14 protein-coding genes and 2 pseudogenes are annotated in these 16054 nt (G+C 52.0%); 14 read left to right on the top strand and 2 right to left on the bottom strand.

Features of this window, described 5'->3' with window-relative positions:
• Positions 1 to 286: 286 nt before the first annotated feature.
• The 6 genes and pseudogenes from P1S59_10855 to P1S59_10830 all read left to right on the top strand — a co-directional run bounded on the left by P1S59_10855 (position 287) and on the right by P1S59_10830 (position 6483).
• Complete coding sequence (locus P1S59_10855) at positions 287 to 2062, top strand: SLC13 family permease (GenBank protein MDF1526750.1); 1776 nt, start codon at positions 287 to 289, stop codon at positions 2060 to 2062.
• Positions 2063 to 2252: 190 nt separating this feature from the next.
• A pseudogene (locus P1S59_10850) lies at positions 2253 to 2543 on the top strand (GIY-YIG nuclease family protein).
• 154 nt (positions 2544 to 2697) lie between these two features.
• Positions 2698 to 3309: an adenylyl-sulfate kinase gene (gene cysC, locus P1S59_10845; protein MDF1526749.1), complete on the top strand. Its 612-nt coding sequence runs from the start codon at positions 2698 to 2700 to the stop codon at positions 3307 to 3309.
• Positions 3310 to 3376: 67 nt separating this feature from the next.
• Positions 3377 to 3799, top strand: coding sequence for a four helix bundle protein (locus P1S59_10840; GenBank protein ID MDF1526748.1), 423 nt, complete (start codon positions 3377 to 3379; stop codon positions 3797 to 3799).
• Between the two features lie 78 nt (positions 3800 to 3877).
• A complete protein-coding gene (locus P1S59_10835) occupies positions 3878 to 4675 on the top strand; it encodes a sulfate adenylyltransferase subunit 2 (protein ID MDF1526747.1) in 798 nt (265 codons plus the stop codon).
• Positions 4675 to 6483, top strand: a complete 1809-nt coding sequence (locus tag P1S59_10830; GenBank protein ID MDF1526746.1) for a GTP-binding protein — start codon at positions 4675 to 4677, stop codon at positions 6481 to 6483. Before P1S59_10835 ends, P1S59_10830 begins: the two co-directional genes overlap by 1 nt.
• Before the next feature lie 166 nt (positions 6484 to 6649).
• Here P1S59_10830 and P1S59_10825 read toward each other — a convergent pair.
• Positions 6650 to 6908: pseudogene (locus tag P1S59_10825) on the bottom strand (GxxExxY protein).
• Positions 6909 to 7350: 442 nt separating this feature from the next.
• On the opposite strand from P1S59_10825, the gene P1S59_10820 reads away from it, so the two are divergent.
• The 6 genes from P1S59_10820 to P1S59_10795 are packed head-to-tail and all read left to right on the top strand — an operon-like array spanning position 7351 to position 14503.
• Positions 7351 to 8235 carry a glycosyltransferase family 2 protein gene (locus P1S59_10820; protein MDF1526745.1) on the top strand — a complete coding sequence of 295 codons (885 nt, stop codon included), beginning with the start codon at positions 7351 to 7353 and terminating at the stop codon, positions 8233 to 8235.
• Entirely contained in the window at positions 8222 to 9694 is a 1473-nt protein-coding gene (locus P1S59_10815; protein ID MDF1526744.1) for a glycosyltransferase family 39 protein, read from the top strand. The genes P1S59_10820 and P1S59_10815 overlap by 14 nt, the downstream gene beginning before the upstream one ends.
• Before the next feature lie 7 nt (positions 9695 to 9701).
• The gene (locus P1S59_10810) at positions 9702 to 10661 is read left to right on the top strand and encodes a glycosyltransferase family 2 protein (protein MDF1526743.1); all 960 of its coding nucleotides are present in this window, start codon (positions 9702 to 9704) and stop codon (positions 10659 to 10661) included.
• Positions 10649 to 12154: a radical SAM protein gene (locus tag P1S59_10805; protein MDF1526742.1), complete on the top strand. Its 1506-nt coding sequence runs from the start codon at positions 10649 to 10651 to the stop codon at positions 12152 to 12154. The genes P1S59_10810 and P1S59_10805 overlap by 13 nt, the downstream gene beginning before the upstream one ends.
• A gap of 26 nt (positions 12155 to 12180) precedes the next feature.
• On the top strand, positions 12181 to 13113 hold the full coding sequence (locus tag P1S59_10800) for a class I SAM-dependent methyltransferase (protein MDF1526741.1): 933 nt from the start codon (positions 12181 to 12183) through the stop codon (positions 13111 to 13113).
• Positions 13106 to 14503, top strand: coding sequence for an FAD-dependent oxidoreductase (locus P1S59_10795; GenBank protein ID MDF1526740.1), 1398 nt, complete (start codon positions 13106 to 13108; stop codon positions 14501 to 14503). The genes P1S59_10800 and P1S59_10795 overlap by 8 nt, the downstream gene beginning before the upstream one ends.
• Here P1S59_10795 and P1S59_10790 read toward each other — a convergent pair whose 3' ends face one another.
• Complete coding sequence (locus P1S59_10790; protein MDF1526739.1) at positions 14504 to 14875, bottom strand: hypothetical protein; 372 nt, start codon at positions 14873 to 14875, stop codon at positions 14504 to 14506. It abuts the gene before it with no gap.
• A 321-nt stretch (positions 14876 to 15196) separates the two neighbouring features.
• On the opposite strand from P1S59_10790, the gene P1S59_10785 reads away from it, so the two are divergent.
• The gene (locus tag P1S59_10785) at positions 15197 to 15334 is read left to right on the top strand and encodes a GntR family transcriptional regulator (protein MDF1526738.1); all 138 of its coding nucleotides are present in this window, start codon (positions 15197 to 15199) and stop codon (positions 15332 to 15334) included.
• A 391-nt stretch (positions 15335 to 15725) separates the two neighbouring features.
• Positions 15726 to 16054, top strand: a 329-nt coding sequence (locus tag P1S59_10780; protein ID MDF1526737.1) for a glycosyltransferase family 2 protein, incomplete at its 3' end; no start/stop codon positions are given.

Here is a 16054-nt window from a genome sequence, read left to right as displayed (position 1 = left end):
AGGAAGAATAAGGAAGGGGACTATTGGTCGGCCCGGAGTGACCCGTCTTCGTCCTTCGGTAAGCTCAGGACTTCGCCGTGGCAGGCGAATCATTTTTACTTAGATACTGCAATACCTGGATACTTTGTTTAAGTTCTCCACTGATCCCGGAAAATGCTACAATTCAAAGGCAATTAGCAGTAATATACCAACCTGATGTCTGCCTTTGGGCAGTCTATTGTTCCCCCGCGGAGAGAGATGGGGTCGTGGCCAAAGGTAATTCGAAGACAACCAGGGGCAGCTGATAGTGACCGGAGCCGGCATTTTCACCATAATAGTCGTTCTCGGAATGCTGGTGGCCCTTGCGTTAGAGGTCCTGGCTCCCGATGTTATCCTGTTCGTCAGCCTGGCAATACTGTTCCTCACCGGCATACTCACCCCCCAGGAAGCTTTTATCGGTTTTTCAAATCAGGGCATGCTCACAGTGGGGATCCTCTTCATCGTTGCCTATGCGGCACAATCTTCGGGCATCCTGGAGGTGTTCGCGGGACGCGTCATGGGGAAGGGGCACGGTCTCCGGCGCTCCCTTCTGCGCATGGCCATTCCGGTTTCTGCCATGTCAGCATTCCTCAACAACACCCCCATTGTGGCCATGTTCACACCCGCAGTAAGAGACTGGGCCAAAGCGAGAGGATTGTCTCCCTCCAAGTTTCTGATCCCCCTGTCCTACGCTTCAATTTTTGGCGGGGTCTGCACCCTCATCGGCACATCCACGAACCTGGTGGTCAACGGCCTTCTCCAGCAGGAACTGGATCGCTCCCTCACCCTTTTCGAACTGGCCTGGGTGGGACTGCCAATAGCTATTGTGGGAACCCTTTACCTCGTATTAATAGGTCACCGCCTGCTTCCTGACCACAGCGACCCGGTGGAGAACCTCATGGAAAGCGGGCGGGAATATATGGTGACAATGGAGGTTCGGGAAGGGTGTCCCCTGATCGATCAAAAGGTGGCCGAGGCCGGGTTAAGAAACCTCCAGGGACTATTTCTTGCGGAGATCGTGCGCAGCGGTGAATCCATCGGCCCGGTCAAACCCACCGACAGGATCCGGCTGGGTGACGGCCTTGTCTTCACCGGCCTCGTTAACTCCATTCTCCAGCTCCAGAAGATCGACCAGCTCATTCCCCTGGACGAACCGCGCCTTTACCACGACCTGAGACAGAGTGGACAGGGGCGGATCATCGAAGCGGTGGTCTCACGGGCATCCCCCATGCTTGGCCGGACCATCAAGGAAGGAAACTTTCGAGCCCGCTACAACGCCGTCGTCCTGGCCGTTCACCGCAACGGTGTGCGGATCAGCGCGAAGATCGGCGACATCGTCCTGAAGCCGGGAGACACCCTTCTTATTCTGGGCGGTGACGATTTCCTCAAAACCTGGAACCGTTCCAGGGAGTTTTACATGCTCTCCAAGGTATCCGACGTTCCAGTCGTAGACCGTTTCAAATCCACGGTGGCCGTTATCAGTCTGGCAGGGATGATCCTCCTGGCGGGATTGGGCATTCTTTCCATCTTCAAGGCAGCTATTCTGGCCGCGTCAGTCCTGCTGCTGACTCGAACCGTCACTCCCACCGAAGCCCGAAGATCCATCGAGATGAACGTTCTCATCGTCATCGCCTGCGCCTTCGGCATCAGCAAGGCGCTGGACAAGACCGGCGCGGCAACCTACATCGCTCAATCCATTATTGGAGCCGTTCAGGTAATGGGCCCCCTTGGTGTTCTGGGTGCCATCTATCTGGTAACATCCATGCTGACGGAGGTTATCACCAATAATGCGGCGGCTGCCCTTGCGTTTCCCATAGCGATCTCAGCCGCGACCCAGGTCAACGCCGATCCCATGCCCTTCGTCATCGCCGTTGCCGTGGGGGCGTCGGCGGCCTTTTCGACTCCCTTCGGGTATCAGACCAACATGATCGTCTACGGACCCGGCGGCTATCGGTTCCGTGATTTTGTAAAGGTAGGGTTGCCGCTGAACATCATTATTATGATCGTGGCGCTGTTTGTTATTCCGCGGATTTGGCATTTTTGAATAGTTGTCATTCCGGGAAGGGCGGTGTCTAAGTGTCAAGGTGGCAGGAATAAACCATTGGACGCGGAGACTCGGTGACGCCCTTCGACCAGGCTCAGGGCAGGCGGTGACACGGCGTTGTTGTCATTCCGGGTCCTTTCAATCAACGCCAATTGCGGGATTGTCCGGAATCAAATATAAGGATTGTACCTTGGGAAAACAGCCCTGCGTTTATCTCCTTGCGAGCAAGAGAGACGGCACTTTGTACCTGAGTGTCACCTCCGACATCATAAAAAGAGTCTGGGAGCACAAAAACGATCTGGTTGAAGGGTTTTCCAAAAGATACAGTGTTCACCTGTTAGTATGATATGAACAGCACATTGACATGACAGCAGCTATTAAACGTGAAAAAGTAATTAAGAAGTGGAAAAGAGAGTGGAAGATTAATTTGATTGAGGAACACAACCCTGAGTGGAAAGATCTTTATGAATCGCTGCTTTGACTGTAGTGATAAATACGACTGGACTCCGGACCTCCGTTACACTTCGTCCGGAGTGACGGCTGGATCGACTGGACTCCGGGTCCTTGCCCGGAGTGACAACAATTAAGTCATCCCAAGTTCTTTCAATAAATGACGAACAGCTGGAACCTAAATTATGAGTAAGCATAACCTTACAATTCACGACAGCCTCGTCACGAAAGCAGACCGTAAAAAAGCTTTCGGTCACGGCTCGTGCGTGATCTGGCTGACAGGTATGTCCGGATCCGGGAAATCCACCATCGCAGCCGAGGTGGAGCGGGCCCTGATGGAGCGAGGCGTTCACACCTACGTCCTGGACGGGGACAATATCCGGCACGGTCTCAACGGCGATCTGGGTTTTTCCCATGAGGACCGCAAGGAGAACATCCGCCGCATCGGCGAGGTGACAAAGCTGTTCGTGGATGCTGGAGTCGTTGTCATCACCGCCTTCATCTCCCCCTTCCGGGAGGACAGGGACCGGGTGCGTTCCCTTCTCCGGCCTGGCCAGTTTTTCGAGGTTTTCGCGAAGTGCTCTCTGGAGCTTTGTGAGAAGAGAGACCCCAAAGGACTTTACGCTAAAGCGAGGGAGGGAAAGATCAGCGATTTCACCGGTATCGACAGCCCCTATGAGGAACCGCTTGCTCCGGAACTTGTCCTGGATACGGAGGAACTTGGTGTGGAGGAGTGTGTTAATCGGGTTATTGCGCTGTTGCAGGCATCGGGAATTATAAATACTGTATCTAGGTAACCAGGTATCTACGTGTCTACGTAACCAGGTAACTACCTTATTTATCACATCTGGTTGGTGCCATTAAATGACAAAATTTGTTCAGGACTTTTCAGAATTAAAAGTCTATAAAAACGCTATTGAAGCGGCAGCGGATATATATAAAACTACTAAAGCCTTTCCACCCGAGGAAAGGTATTCAATGGTGAGTCAGATTCGTCATTCCTCAAGTTCAGTTTGCTCCAATATAGCAGAGGCGTGGATGAAGCGCCTATATAGAGCTGCCTTTGTCGCCAAATTAAGCGACTCAATCAGCGAAGCAGCCGAGACGATTGTCTGGCTGGAAATGGCAGAACGGTGTAATTATTTGCATCGCGAGAAACGGGTTCAACTCGAAAGCAATTACAGGGGAATTATAGGACAGTTGGTCAAAATGACAAATCAAGCTGATCAGTGGCTTGTTAAAGAGGAAGAGACATTTTATCAATCAAATGACAAAGAATTTACCTAGACACGTAGATACGTGGATACTTAGATACGCTGACACTTAGACACCTTGACACCTGGACACCGACCAACAGGAGAAATAATGGATCATCTCGAACGCCTGGAAAATCAATCCATCTACATCCTCCGGGAGGCCTATAAGAACTTCGGCAACCTCGGCATGCTGTGGTCCATCGGGAAGGACTCCACGGTCCTGCTGTGGCTTGCACGCAAGGCGTTTTACGGCCACGTTCCCTTTCCCCTGATCCACATCGACACGACCTACAAGATCCCCGAGATGATCGAGTGGAGAGACAACCTTGCAAAGGAACTGAACCTTAAGCTCGTCGTCGCCTCCAACGATAAAGCCCTCGCCGAGGGGATGCACCCTGACCGGGGCCGCATCGAGTGCTGTACAGCCCTCAAAACGGAGGGGCTGGAAATAGCGCTGAAAGAAGGGGCCTACGAGGGGATCATCGCAGGGGTCCGTGCCGACGAAGAGGGCACCCGGGCCAAGGAGAGGTATTTCTCCGCCAGGGACGAGTACAACGACTGGGAGTTCAGGGAGCAGCCGCCGGAGCTTTGGGACCAGTTCAAGACCCGCTTCGCCCCGGGAACCCACGTCCGGGTCCATCCCCTCCTTGACTGGACCGAGATCAACGTCTGGGAGTATATCGACAGGGAGCATGTCAAAGTTGTAGACCTTTATTTCGACCAGGGCGACGGGAAACGGTACCGCAGCCTTGGCTGCGCTCCATGCACCAGCAAGATCGACTCCACTGCCACCACCATTCCCGAGATCATCGCTGAACTCAGGGCCACCAAGATCCCCGAAAGGTCGGGACGGGCCCAGGATGCCAACCGCGGCATGGAGATCCTCCGAAAAGACGGGTACATGTAATGACAACGACAAAGAATCCCACACAGACTCAGGAAAGTGATCACAAAGAGAACTTCCAGGTGGTGTTCGTCGGCCACGTGGACCACGGCAAGTCCACCCTGCTGGGGAGGATCTATGCTGACACCGGCTCCATCCCCGATGGACATGTGGAGAAGGTGAAGGATATCTGCGAAAAGCAGGGCAAGATCTTCGAATATGCCTTCCTGTTCGACGCCTTCATCGAGGAGCAGGAGCAGGGGATCACTATCGACACGGCCCGGACCTTCTTTAACTGGAAGAACCGGGAATACATCATCATCGACGCTCCGGGTCACAAGGAGTTTTTAAAGAACATGATATCCGGCGCGGCCCGGGCCGACGCCGCGATCCTCGTCATCGATGCCGCCGAGGGGATCCGCCAGCAGTCCAGGCAGCACGGATACATGCTCAGCCTCCTGGGCATCCGCCAGGTGGCGGTGGTGGTCAACAAGATGGATCTTTCCAAATACGATGAATCCGTATTTAGAAAGATAGAAGATCAGTTCAGCGATTATCTGAGAGAACTGGATATTCACGCGACGTATTTTATCCCCGCTTCAGCCAGGGAGGGGGACAATGTCGTCGAGCGCTCAGGGAAGATGCCGTGGTACGAGGGCACGACTGTTCTCGAGGCGCTGGAGAAGTTTGAGATACTCCCGCCTCCGGCTAACCAGCCTCTGCGGTTCCCGGTCCAGGACATCTACAAGTTTGATGAACGCAGGATCATCGCCGGGCGCATCGCCGCTGGTACCCTGAGCATAGGTGACCGCCTGGTGTTCTCACCTTCAAACAAGACCGCCGTGGTTCGGACCATCGAGACCTTTAACGTCTCCGTCCCCCCGCAATCCGTGTCCGCGGGCTGGTCTACCGGGGTTACCCTGGACGAACAGATCTTCATCGAGCGGGGGGAGATCGCCTCCCTGGCCGAGGGCGCGCCGGATGTGTCCTCCCTGTTCAGGGCCAACGTGTTCTGGATGGGCATGAACCCCCTGAAGGAGGGTCAGAGTTATTACCTGCGCCTGGCCACCCGGGAGATGGAGATGAACGTTGTCACCATCCACAACACCATTGACGCGGAGACTCTGGGTACCACCAGCTCCACAGGTGAGATCCCCCGCTACGGAGTTGCTGAGGTCACCATTCGGACGAAACACCCAATAGCCTTTGACCGCTACTCGGACATCGAGGCCACCGGCCGGTTCGTCATCGTGGAGGGGTACGATGTCAGCGGGGGCGGGATCATCATGGAGCCCCTGGAGGATGAACTGCGGGAGTTCCGCGAGGAGGCAAGGCTTCGGGAGTTTTTGTGGCGAAAGGGAGAGGTGAAGCTCAACGAGCGGATCAGCCGGAGCGGACACAACCCCGGCCTCATCCTCTTCACCGGGGAGCAGGGCACCGGGAAAGCCCGCCTGGGCCGGATCCTGGAGCGACGGCTGTTTTCCAGCGGGAAGAACGTCTACCTGCTGGACGCGAAAAACATCCAGCTGAGCCTGGGCCGGGACCTGCCCGAGTCGGACAAGATGGAGCTGGTAAGGAGGTTCAGCGAGGTGACACAGATCCTGCTGCGTTCAGGACAGATCGTGGTCTCCACCACCAACACCTTCGCCCTAGCCGACCACCAGCCCATTAGGGAACTGGTCCATCCCCACAATGTTGTGACGGTGCACATGGCCTTCGAAAAGGGGGAACTTCCCGAGAATACAGACCTAAGCTTCCTGGAATCTGACGATCTGGAAGAGGCAGCGAAGGTGATCGTAAAGGAGATGGAAGAGAAGGGCATTCTTTTCTAGCTGGGATAAAAGCCCTAACGCAGAGTTACGCAGAAACGGCTCACTGGTAGGCCGCACATATCGCAGAGATCCGCTGTTAAACCCAAGCAACACAAGGGGTTAAAACCGAGACCCCGGGCGTTACAACAATTTGGGCAATCAAAATCTTTGACAGTGGGTTTCACAGTCAAAATTCGTTAACGAACCTTTTTATCCCATCATTAAGACGTAACACGTTGTAATTAATGAGTAATCCTAGCTTAAAGCCACTTAGCTTGAGATAGGTCAACAACTGAGCTTCGTGTAGATTCGTATTCCAAACATGATTCATAGGCTCTTTCCAGCAAACCAGGACCAAGTTTAGAATGGACCTTGAAGGCAGCCTCTAAGACCTTGCCGCTGAAGTGATTGTATTGCTCCCTCGTATAGTTTGCTTGATCGCTCATGATTTTTTACAGTTGCAATATTTTTACCAAAACGCAGGTATAAGATTGCGCAGTCAGATCTAAACCAAGATTTAAGGCTTAACAGCGGCCTTCAGCGATAACGCATGTAAGATTGCGTCCCTGCGGTCCTCTGCGTTACAGCTCTACCCCCCCAAGAGCCTTGACGCGGAGTTACGCAGAGGCGGCTCACTGGTAGGCCGCACGTCCCGCAGAGTTTCGCTGTTAGATCTACTCCTTCTTTGATTATTGGTTTAACCGCGGCCCTCTGCGGCAGCGCCTGGAAGGCGGCGCTTCCTGCGGTCCTCTGCGTTACAGCTTTTTATCGCTTTTAAAGATAAAACTATCGTTCTTGCAGTAATTCTCACATTCTGTAAAAATGCTCCCGCAACAGTGCAACAAATAACCGTTTAGCCCTTTAAATAGCCCGAACACAAAGGAACTTATGGATTTAAGCATAATCATCCCCTGCCACAACGAAGCCGGGAACCTGCCATCGCTCATTCAGGACATTAATAACGTCATGAATGCACGTCCTGAATCCTATGAGGTCCTTATCGTGGACGATGCATCCACCGACGAAACTGCGGATGTGGCAAGAGTTGCGGGTGCCAGGGTCGTCTCCCACCCTTACAACCTGGGAAACGGGGCCGCTGTTAAAAGCGGCATCCGGGCTGCTACGGGGGATATCGTCCTCATGATGGACGGGGACGGCCAGCACCGGCCCGAGGTCATCCCCCAGATCCTGGAAGAGCTGATGAGCCATGATCTTGTAGTGGGAGCCCGGACCGCAAAAAGCCACGCCGGCGTTCACCGCCTGGCGGCCAACACCATCTACAACTGGCTGGCCTCTTACGTCACCAAGTTCCGCATCCAGGATCTCACGTCCGGTTTCCGGGCCACCAGGCGCAAGACCGCCTTGCGCTACCTTTACCTGCTGCCCAACACCTTCTCCTACCCCACCACCATGACCATGGCCTATCTGAGGTCAGGCCTGAGCCTGAAGTACATTTCCATCGAAGCCCCTCCCAGGGGCAAGGGCAGCAAGAGCAAGATACGGATCTTTTCCGACGGCGCGAGGTTCTTCCTCATCATCACGAAGATCGCCACGGTCTACTCCCCCTTCAGGGTGTTCCTGCCCATGAGCGGAACTCTCTTCCTGGCCGGTCTTGCCAACTATCTTTACACCTTTTTCACCAGCCACCGGTTCACCAACATGTCCATGCTCCTGATCATGTCCTCCGTCATCATCTTCATGCTGGGCCTGGTATCAGAGCAGATCAGCCAGTTGAGGATGGACAGGACGGAGGTGGAACATGATCAAAGCTGATCGAGCAAATAACCGTTCCATGAACAGTAGTCCTGACAGCACTCCTTCAATAAACACTCCTTTACCGATACAACTTCTTGAATTCATTAAACAACACAAGGTTGAAATCATAGCATTTATTCTGGTCGTTCTTCTCTCGGGTTTCCTGCGCTTTCAGTATGTATCCAAAGTAATTGTCGACACTCCTATTCGAGCAGATGCGCGCACCTACGTTCTACACAGCTGGAACCTTGTAAAACACGGTGTATTTTCAGGAGAAACGACGGCTGACCCTGCACCTGATGATCACGTCCCGCCTTTATACCCGATCATTCTCGCTCCCTTCATTTCCAGTGCCAAAACAACAAACGATCTGGTGCAAAATATCCTTTTGATGAACGCCTGGTTGAGCTTGCTTACAGTGGTACTCTTTTATTTTCTCGTACGGATGGAATGGGGTAAGATCCCGGCTGTCGTATCGGGGCTCCTCCTTGGAGCGGCGCCGCACATAATATCCATGGCCGGGTACATCCTTTCAGAAACCCCCTATATCCTTCTGATTGTGATGCTGTTTGCGGCCATCCGCATTTCATTCAAGTTTGACAGGTGGCCTGTTTATTTTATCACCGGCCTTTTGTCAGCCATGTGTTTAATGATCCGGCCTGTTTTTCTGCTCACGGTACCGGCCATTTTCCTTGTATATGCCCTGGACCATTCCCGACAACAAAGAAAGGTCGTAACGGCGCTGGGCGCCTTTGCCCTCGGATTCGCCCTTCTCTATTCGCCGTGGGTGATCAGGAACATGAACCTTCCCGGAAGCACCGGCAACGGTTCGAGCAGTACAGTCAATGTAACTCTAGGAATGGGCCTTTACCCTGACCTCACTTACAAAAACCCTCGATTGAAAGGATATCCCTACAGAGATGATCCGAGGTGGGAGGAAATTACCAGCAGTTACGGTAGTATTATAGATGAATTTTCCAGACGCCTGGCGGAGGATCCCCTGGAGTATCTTTGGTGGTATACCTATGGCAAGGTTCGTATGCTCTGGTCGTGGGACATCCAGGTTGGACAGGGAGATATTTATGTTTACCCGGTAGTTTACACACCCTATAAGGATTCTGTGCTCCTAAAATCCACTTACAGGGTATGGAAAATTCTTTATATACCTCTTATCCTGTTGAGCCTGGGCTCCATAATCATCTACTTTTGGAGAAAAACCTACAGACAACCTGACCAACTGATGAATTATGTTTACGCATTCCTCCTTTCCACAACCGTTCTGCATATGGTAACAGTCGGCCTGCCCAGGCACTCCATTCCACTTCGACCGTTCCTTATTTTCACGGCAATGTGGACTTTAGTGACTCTTTCATCACGATGGAAGCCGGCCGGCAACATTAACAATGCCGGCGCCCCGGAGCAACTCTCCGAACAAACCAAAAGCGGGGCGGGGAAAAAAAGGAAGAAAAGAGGATAACCCGGTTATGTACAGAGGACATAAAATCGGGGTTGCAATCCCCTGCTACAATGTCGAAGGTCAGATCGCCCAGGTCCTTGAAGGTATCCCTGATTTTGTGGACCTGACATTCCCCGTAAACGACAGATCCACGGACCGAACGGGCGAGATCCTTACTGAATATGCATCCGGGAAGATCCGGCCACTTGATCATGATCATAACCAGGGTGTCGGCGGCGCCGTGGTTAGCGGCTGGAACAGATGTCTTGAGGAAGGTATGGATATCCTCATCAAGTTCGATGGGGACGGACAAATGGACCCACAAGGGATCTCCAGCCTGATCGATGCGATCATAGACAGTGGAGCCAAGTATGCCAAAGGAAACCGGTTCCTCCATATAGCCGAACTGTATTCCATGCCGTTCGTTAGAAAAATCGGCAATATCATACTGACCTTTCTCACCAAGATGGCTTCCGGTTATTGGCACATATTTGACCCGCAGAACGGTTTTCTGGCCGTTACAAGTGAAAGCTATGCCGTTTTGGACACGGCAAAGCTGGCGAAACGATATTTCTTTGAAAACAGCATGTTGATCAACCTGAACATCCACAGTATCCCTGCCATAGATATACCGATGCCTGCGCGTTATGGGGATGAACAGTCCAACCTCAAGATCATGGATATCCTCATCACATTCCCGGTTTTTCTGCTTAAGGGGTTTTTTTACAGGATCTTTCAAAGGTATCTGCTCAGGGATTTTTCACCGGTTATAGTCCTCCTGATAATGGGACTTTTCCTGACCGGCTTTGGAACCGGATTCGGTATCGTTAAGCTCATTTACTACTGGAGACTGGAAATTCCTGCTCCGGCGGGAACTGTCATTACGGCTGCCCTACCAATTATTCTGGGATACCAGTCACTCCTTCAGGCTTTGCTCCTCGATGTTGTGAACAGTCCCCGCCCCACGTTGGGACCATGGCAAAAATAGTCCTTATAAATCCGCCAAACGTAATCCAGAAAGGTGATCTGCTGGGCAGCGGTATCGTCTACATGCCCCATGGCATGGCCAGTCTTGCCGCAGTGCTCAGAGAATCAGATCTTGCACCGACAGTTCTTGATGCCTTCGGCGAAGATCCCTTCAGATTTTACCGTTTTGGAGACTCCTGGGCACAGGGTTTGAAGGTGGACAGGATCATCCAGATGGTTGGCAGCGATGCGCGGATCGTCCTTATCTACTCTGCCTCCATCCACATCCATGGGATGATCAGAGCACTCATCAAGGGATTGAAAAAAGAATACCCGTCAACTGTCATCGGCGTTTTCGAGAACACCCAGGCCGTAATTTCCTATTCTCTCGTGCACGCCGCAGAATCATTTATGGAGTGTGGCGTTGATTTCATCATGACCGGTGAGCCGGAGGTACATGCCGCCGAGGTCCTTCGTTCCGTTCTATCCCATCGACAACCGGGCGATATACCAGGAATAATCACAGGCAATAATAGCAATGCGGTGATTGCCAGCTCAGACCACATTGAGGTTGATGACCTGGACAATCTACCTTTTCTTGCCTGGGATCTCTTTCCTGTCTCCAACTACTGGAATCTTCGTTACGCACACGGTCCTGCAGGCGGTAAATATCTTGCCCTTCTGACCAGCCGCGGATGTCCATTCCAGTGCCGATTCTGCAGCATACCTGCCATGACATCGAAGAGATGGCGGGCACAAACTCCACAGAGGATAGTCACAGAGATGCACCATTGGGAAAACTCCCTGGATGTGTCTGAATTTCACTGGGAAGACGTCAATCCGGGTGTGGACAAGGGTCGCGTTGTTAAGGTTTCTGAACTTCTGACGGAACGAGACTTCAGCTATACGTGGAAATGGCCAAGCGGGACAAAGATAGACAAGTTTGAGACGAGTGATATTCAGACCCTGAGAGAAGGAGGACTTACTTATCTCTCATTTTCACCGGAATCGGGCTCGGGCGAGCTTCTGAAGAAAATGGGGAAAAAATTCCCCCATGAAAAAGCCCTTGAGCTTGTAACAGCCATGAAAATAGCAGGTATCAGGAGCCAGGCGTGTTTTATCCTTGGATATCCGGGTGAAACAGATAAAGACAGGGAACTAACGGGCAGCTACATCTCCGACCTGGTGGGTTCCGGTCTGGATGAAGTGGCCATCTTCATAGTGACACCCATGCCGGGAACGCCTATCGACGACCAGATCCCGGGCGAACGGCTGCTTTCCCAGAGAACCTTTTCACCTACCTGGAGAACTGACTACAGGTTGTTGAGCAAGTGGCGCAGTCGATTGTACAGGACCTATTTCAGGACAAAGGCTAAAAAGGACCCCCTTGAGTTTATGTCCATGGGCTTAAGAACGTTCACACGCAGGTTTGAGACGAAAGCGGAGATGAACTTGTACCGTTTTGTTCACATGAACCTGATGAAAACCTTACCGTTCATGAGGATTCACATCTAGGTAAAACTGAACTACTGGAGGTTAATTTGTCTATCGAGATAAGCAGCAATGAAATGGCGGAACAGGTTCCATGTAACCTGTGCGGTTCACGGGAGCAGAAAGTTATAATAGAACCTGCCACAGACAGGGAAGACGAGCCCTCTCCCCTGTCAGCATCCGGAGGAATACGTGGCTCCCAGCGTATAGTAAAATGCCGCGACTGCGAACTTGTCTATGTATCACCGAGACCGAACGCGGACAGCATTGTGGATTCGTATGCGACGACACCGGATGAACTTTACGTTTCCCAGTTCGAGACCCGCCTGAACACATTTCGCAGAACCATAAAGTTCCTCCACCGTTTCAACAAACCACCAGGCCGCCTGCTGGATATCGGTACTGCCGCCGGGACATTTCTCAAGGCAGCTGAGGAATCGGGCTGGGAGGCTGTCGGTATTGAACCGTCAACCTGGATGGCTCAGTGGGGGAGGGACAACCTGGGTGTGAATATAAAGACCGGAACCTTAAAAGAGGCCAATTTCCCGGACAACACCTTTGACGCAGTCACCATGTGGGACGTACTGGAACACGTTCCGGATCCCAGATCAGAACTGGAAGAAACCTGGCGCATCCTGAAACCAGACGGCATTTTGCTTGTAAACTTTCCTGATTTTGGAGATCCGCTGGCCCGTCTGGCAGGGCGTCACTGGTGGTTTCTTCTCAGCGTACACATTTTCTACTTCACTAAAAAGACACTCCATCGGATGCTGCGGACAGCAGGATTTCAGACTGTTACGGACCGGCCCTATATCCAGGTCCTTGAATTCGGTCATCTCATGAAAATGGTCGGCCTTTATAATCAAACCGTTTCCAGGGCCGGCGTCAAACTTCTGAATATCCTGCGAATGAGCAGGATCCCGGTCCCCTATTATGCGTCCCAGACACTTACTATCGCCAGGAAGGAAAAGATGGATGGCTAACAAAGCTACTATAATCGGTGCCGGCCTCACTGGCCTTTCTACCGGTTGGAAACTCGCGGAAGAGGGCTACCAGGTTGTTATCCTCGAAAAAGATAAACAGCTCGGTGGGCTGTCAGGTACGGTGCCGTGGAAGGGTGCGCAACTGGATCTTGGCCCTCATAAACTGTTCTCTCTCAACAAGTCGGTCCTCGACGATCTCGAAAGGCTACTTCCCGGCACCGAGATGAACCAGGTTCAGAAGATAAGCAAGATCACCTTGAGGAATCGGCAATTGAACTATCCCCTTGCCACTATGGAACTTATCAAGGCACTTCCTCCATGGAAGTTCGCCAGGATCATCCTCGATTACGGCCTGGCCAGTTTTTCAGGTGGATCAGAAAGTCAGAGATCCTACGAATCTTTTCTCAAAAAAAGGTTCGGCAAGGCTTTATATGAGATGGTTTTTAAGCAGTACGCCGGGAAGATCTGGGGAGAACCAACGGAGCTTGACGAGGATCTGGCATCATCCCGTGTAGCTATTCCCAACCTGCTGACGCTGGTCAAAAACCTTATTTTCAGGGATTCGGATGACGCTCCAACTCACGCAGATACCTTCCTCTACCCCAACAGCGGGTGCCAGGGTCTCATAGAATCCCTCGCTGGGGCCATCGAAACCAGGGGCGGGATCATTAAAAAGGGTGTTTCCCTGGCAGAGCTGGCCGTGGAAAACGGCACTGTTAAAAAGGTTATCGCCGACAACGGGGAATCATGGGATCTGGACGCGACAGACGCCGTTATAAGCACTATCCCTCTTGAAGTCCTCGCCAACAATATCAGTCCCCTGGCCCGGGAAGCAGTTTCTCTTGCTTCGAACCTTAAATACAGGTCCCTCCGGCTGTATTATCTCGGTATCGATAAACCGCGCGTCATGGATGATCAATGGATCTTCTTCCCGGAGGGGGAGTTCACATTCACACGAGTTTCAGAGCAGAAATCTTTCAGCGGAAATACCGTACCACCGGATTTCACGGTGCTGACGGCTGAAGAACCGTTCGATGCAGACTACAAACCGGACCCCGATCCGGATCGTGTGATCGACCATCTTACCAGGGCTGGACTGGCCTCTCCTGACGAACTTCTGGACGAACCTTTGATCGTGACCCGTGATCACGCCTATCCCGTTTATTTCAAAGGTTTTCGAAGGACTGTGGATGAACTCCTTAAGGAACTTGACTCCATCTCCAACCTGTTCACGATCGGACGACAGGGTGCCTATTCCTATATCGGGATGTGTGACTGCCTGGAGATAGCGCAGCTTTGTTCAAAACATATCGTTGATCACGGCGCTGATAAGGGTAACAGCTGGGAACACTTCAGAGACAATACCAGGAATTTTGTCGTGATCGACTGATCAGGATCCTCCCGTCAGAAGGACAACAGCACCCAGCAGCAGAAAAAGACCCAGGGAATTGTAGACTGTAAACGGTTCTGCAAGGAAGAATTTCGCGACAACAGTCGAATTGAGCAGCGCGAGAGCAATGATCAATGGATAAACGATCCCCAGCCGATACTCTTTAAGCAGGTAGATCCAGAACAGTGTGGCCAGGATATAGAAAAACAAACCTGACCATATCCAGGGCGAACGCAGCAGATCCATCCACCACTTCACTCCTGTGTTGGCAACAGCCTGACTTTCCCCGCTCACACCTATTTTCCACATCCACTGACCGCCGACCATGAGCGACGCACATATGTAAGAAAGAAAAAGAAGAACCCAGTTCATCCAGGAACATCCTCCTTAACTCAGCCCACAGCCAGGATAACCGGGGCTCGATAGACCTTCGGGCATCTTACATACAATCGATCCTGATGACTATAGACTCCTTTTAAATTAAAGCCTTCAACTATCCTGATTTGAACAATAAATCCCTTGACATGTACCGAAAGACTATCTAATTTTGAGCAATATTTTTACTCACTTTAACATGAGACACGGCGAAACAATGAGCGGAAAGCTCCAGAGTCCGGGGGAACAATGCTCAGCGGCGTCATCACATCATAGACGAAAACGAACCTCCTGGTCAGGCTTTTCCCGAATCCGGCCATGAAAGCTTACCTGCGTGAGCTCGCCGCCGAATTCAACGTGTCCACCAACTCCGTGAGAACAGAGCTGAATATTCTGACTGACAACAAGATACTGGTGGCTGAACAAGATGGACGAAAGCCCCGGCCCGGGTTTTAAAACCTTAAACTCACCTATGTACCAGTTGAAAAGAACCGCCCTTTCAGTTTTTTTGCCAACACCTTCAAAACATCTATTTCTTTGCTTGACATGTCAGCCATCTATGCAATATTTTGAGTAAATATGCTACTCAATATGCGATAACCCTTAGAAAGTATATTACACCTAAAGAACATCGATAGATGAAATTCGGTCAATATGCAACAGACAGGGGCCAACGACTGGACAATAAGAACAAAGGAATAGCAATGGTAGATTTATCCAAAAACTTTGAATCTCCGCGCCACCGGATCTCCGCGTCGCCGTGTCGGTTCTTCTCCGTGTCTCCGCGTCCCCGTGTCACCGCGTCTGACCTTTACTCCGTGTCCCCGCGTCTCCGAGTCTCCGTGTCATGAAGGCTCTTGCTCTTTCAATAATAATTCCCTGCCACAACGAGGAAGGGAACCTGCCGGCCCTGATAGCCGACATCCGGAAGGTCATGGATGACCGACGGGAAAAATACGAGATACTCGTCGTTGATGACGCATCCACAGACGGGACAGTGGAAACCGCAAAGAACGCCGGGGCGAAGGTCGTTTCCCACCCCTACAATATCGGCAACGGTGCCGCGGTGAAAACGGGCATCCGGGCCGCTGGCGGCGAAATCGTCCTCATGATGGACGGGGACGGCCAGCACCGGCCCGAGGTCATCCCCCAGATCCTGGAAGAGCTGATGAGCCA

The sequence above is a fragment of the bacterium genome (assembly GCA_029210965.1).
Taxonomy (GTDB): domain Bacteria; phylum BMS3Abin14; class BMS3Abin14; order BMS3Abin14; family BMS3Abin14; genus JALHUC01.
Note: the sequence above shows the minus strand (reverse complement) of the source record. Positions and strands in the feature narration are given on the sequence as shown.

Excerpts from the sequence above, each read along its gene's own strand:
- cysC (MDF1526749.1), top strand. The coding sequence starts at position 2,698 with ATGAGTAAGCATAACCTTACAATTCACGACAGCCTCGTCACGAAAGCA.
- P1S59_10840 (MDF1526748.1), top strand. The coding sequence starts at position 3,377 with ATGACAAAATTTGTTCAGGACTTTTCAGAATTAAAAGTCTATAAAAAC.
- P1S59_10835 (MDF1526747.1), top strand. The coding sequence starts at position 3,878 with ATGGATCATCTCGAACGCCTGGAAAATCAATCCATCTACATCCTCCGG.
- P1S59_10830 (MDF1526746.1), top strand. The coding sequence starts at position 4,675 with ATGACAACGACAAAGAATCCCACACAGACTCAGGAAAGTGATCACAAA.
- P1S59_10820 (MDF1526745.1), top strand. The coding sequence starts at position 7,351 with ATGGATTTAAGCATAATCATCCCCTGCCACAACGAAGCCGGGAACCTG.
- P1S59_10815 (MDF1526744.1), top strand. The coding sequence starts at position 8,222 with ATGATCAAAGCTGATCGAGCAAATAACCGTTCCATGAACAGTAGTCCT.
- P1S59_10810 (MDF1526743.1), top strand. The coding sequence starts at position 9,702 with ATGTACAGAGGACATAAAATCGGGGTTGCAATCCCCTGCTACAATGTC.
- P1S59_10805 (MDF1526742.1), top strand. The coding sequence starts at position 10,649 with ATGGCAAAAATAGTCCTTATAAATCCGCCAAACGTAATCCAGAAAGGT.
- P1S59_10795 (MDF1526740.1), top strand. The coding sequence starts at position 13,106 with ATGGCTAACAAAGCTACTATAATCGGTGCCGGCCTCACTGGCCTTTCT.
- P1S59_10790 (MDF1526739.1), bottom strand. The coding sequence starts at position 14,875 with ATGAACTGGGTTCTTCTTTTTCTTTCTTACATATGTGCGTCGCTCATG.
- P1S59_10785 (MDF1526738.1), top strand. The coding sequence starts at position 15,197 with ATGAAAGCTTACCTGCGTGAGCTCGCCGCCGAATTCAACGTGTCCACC.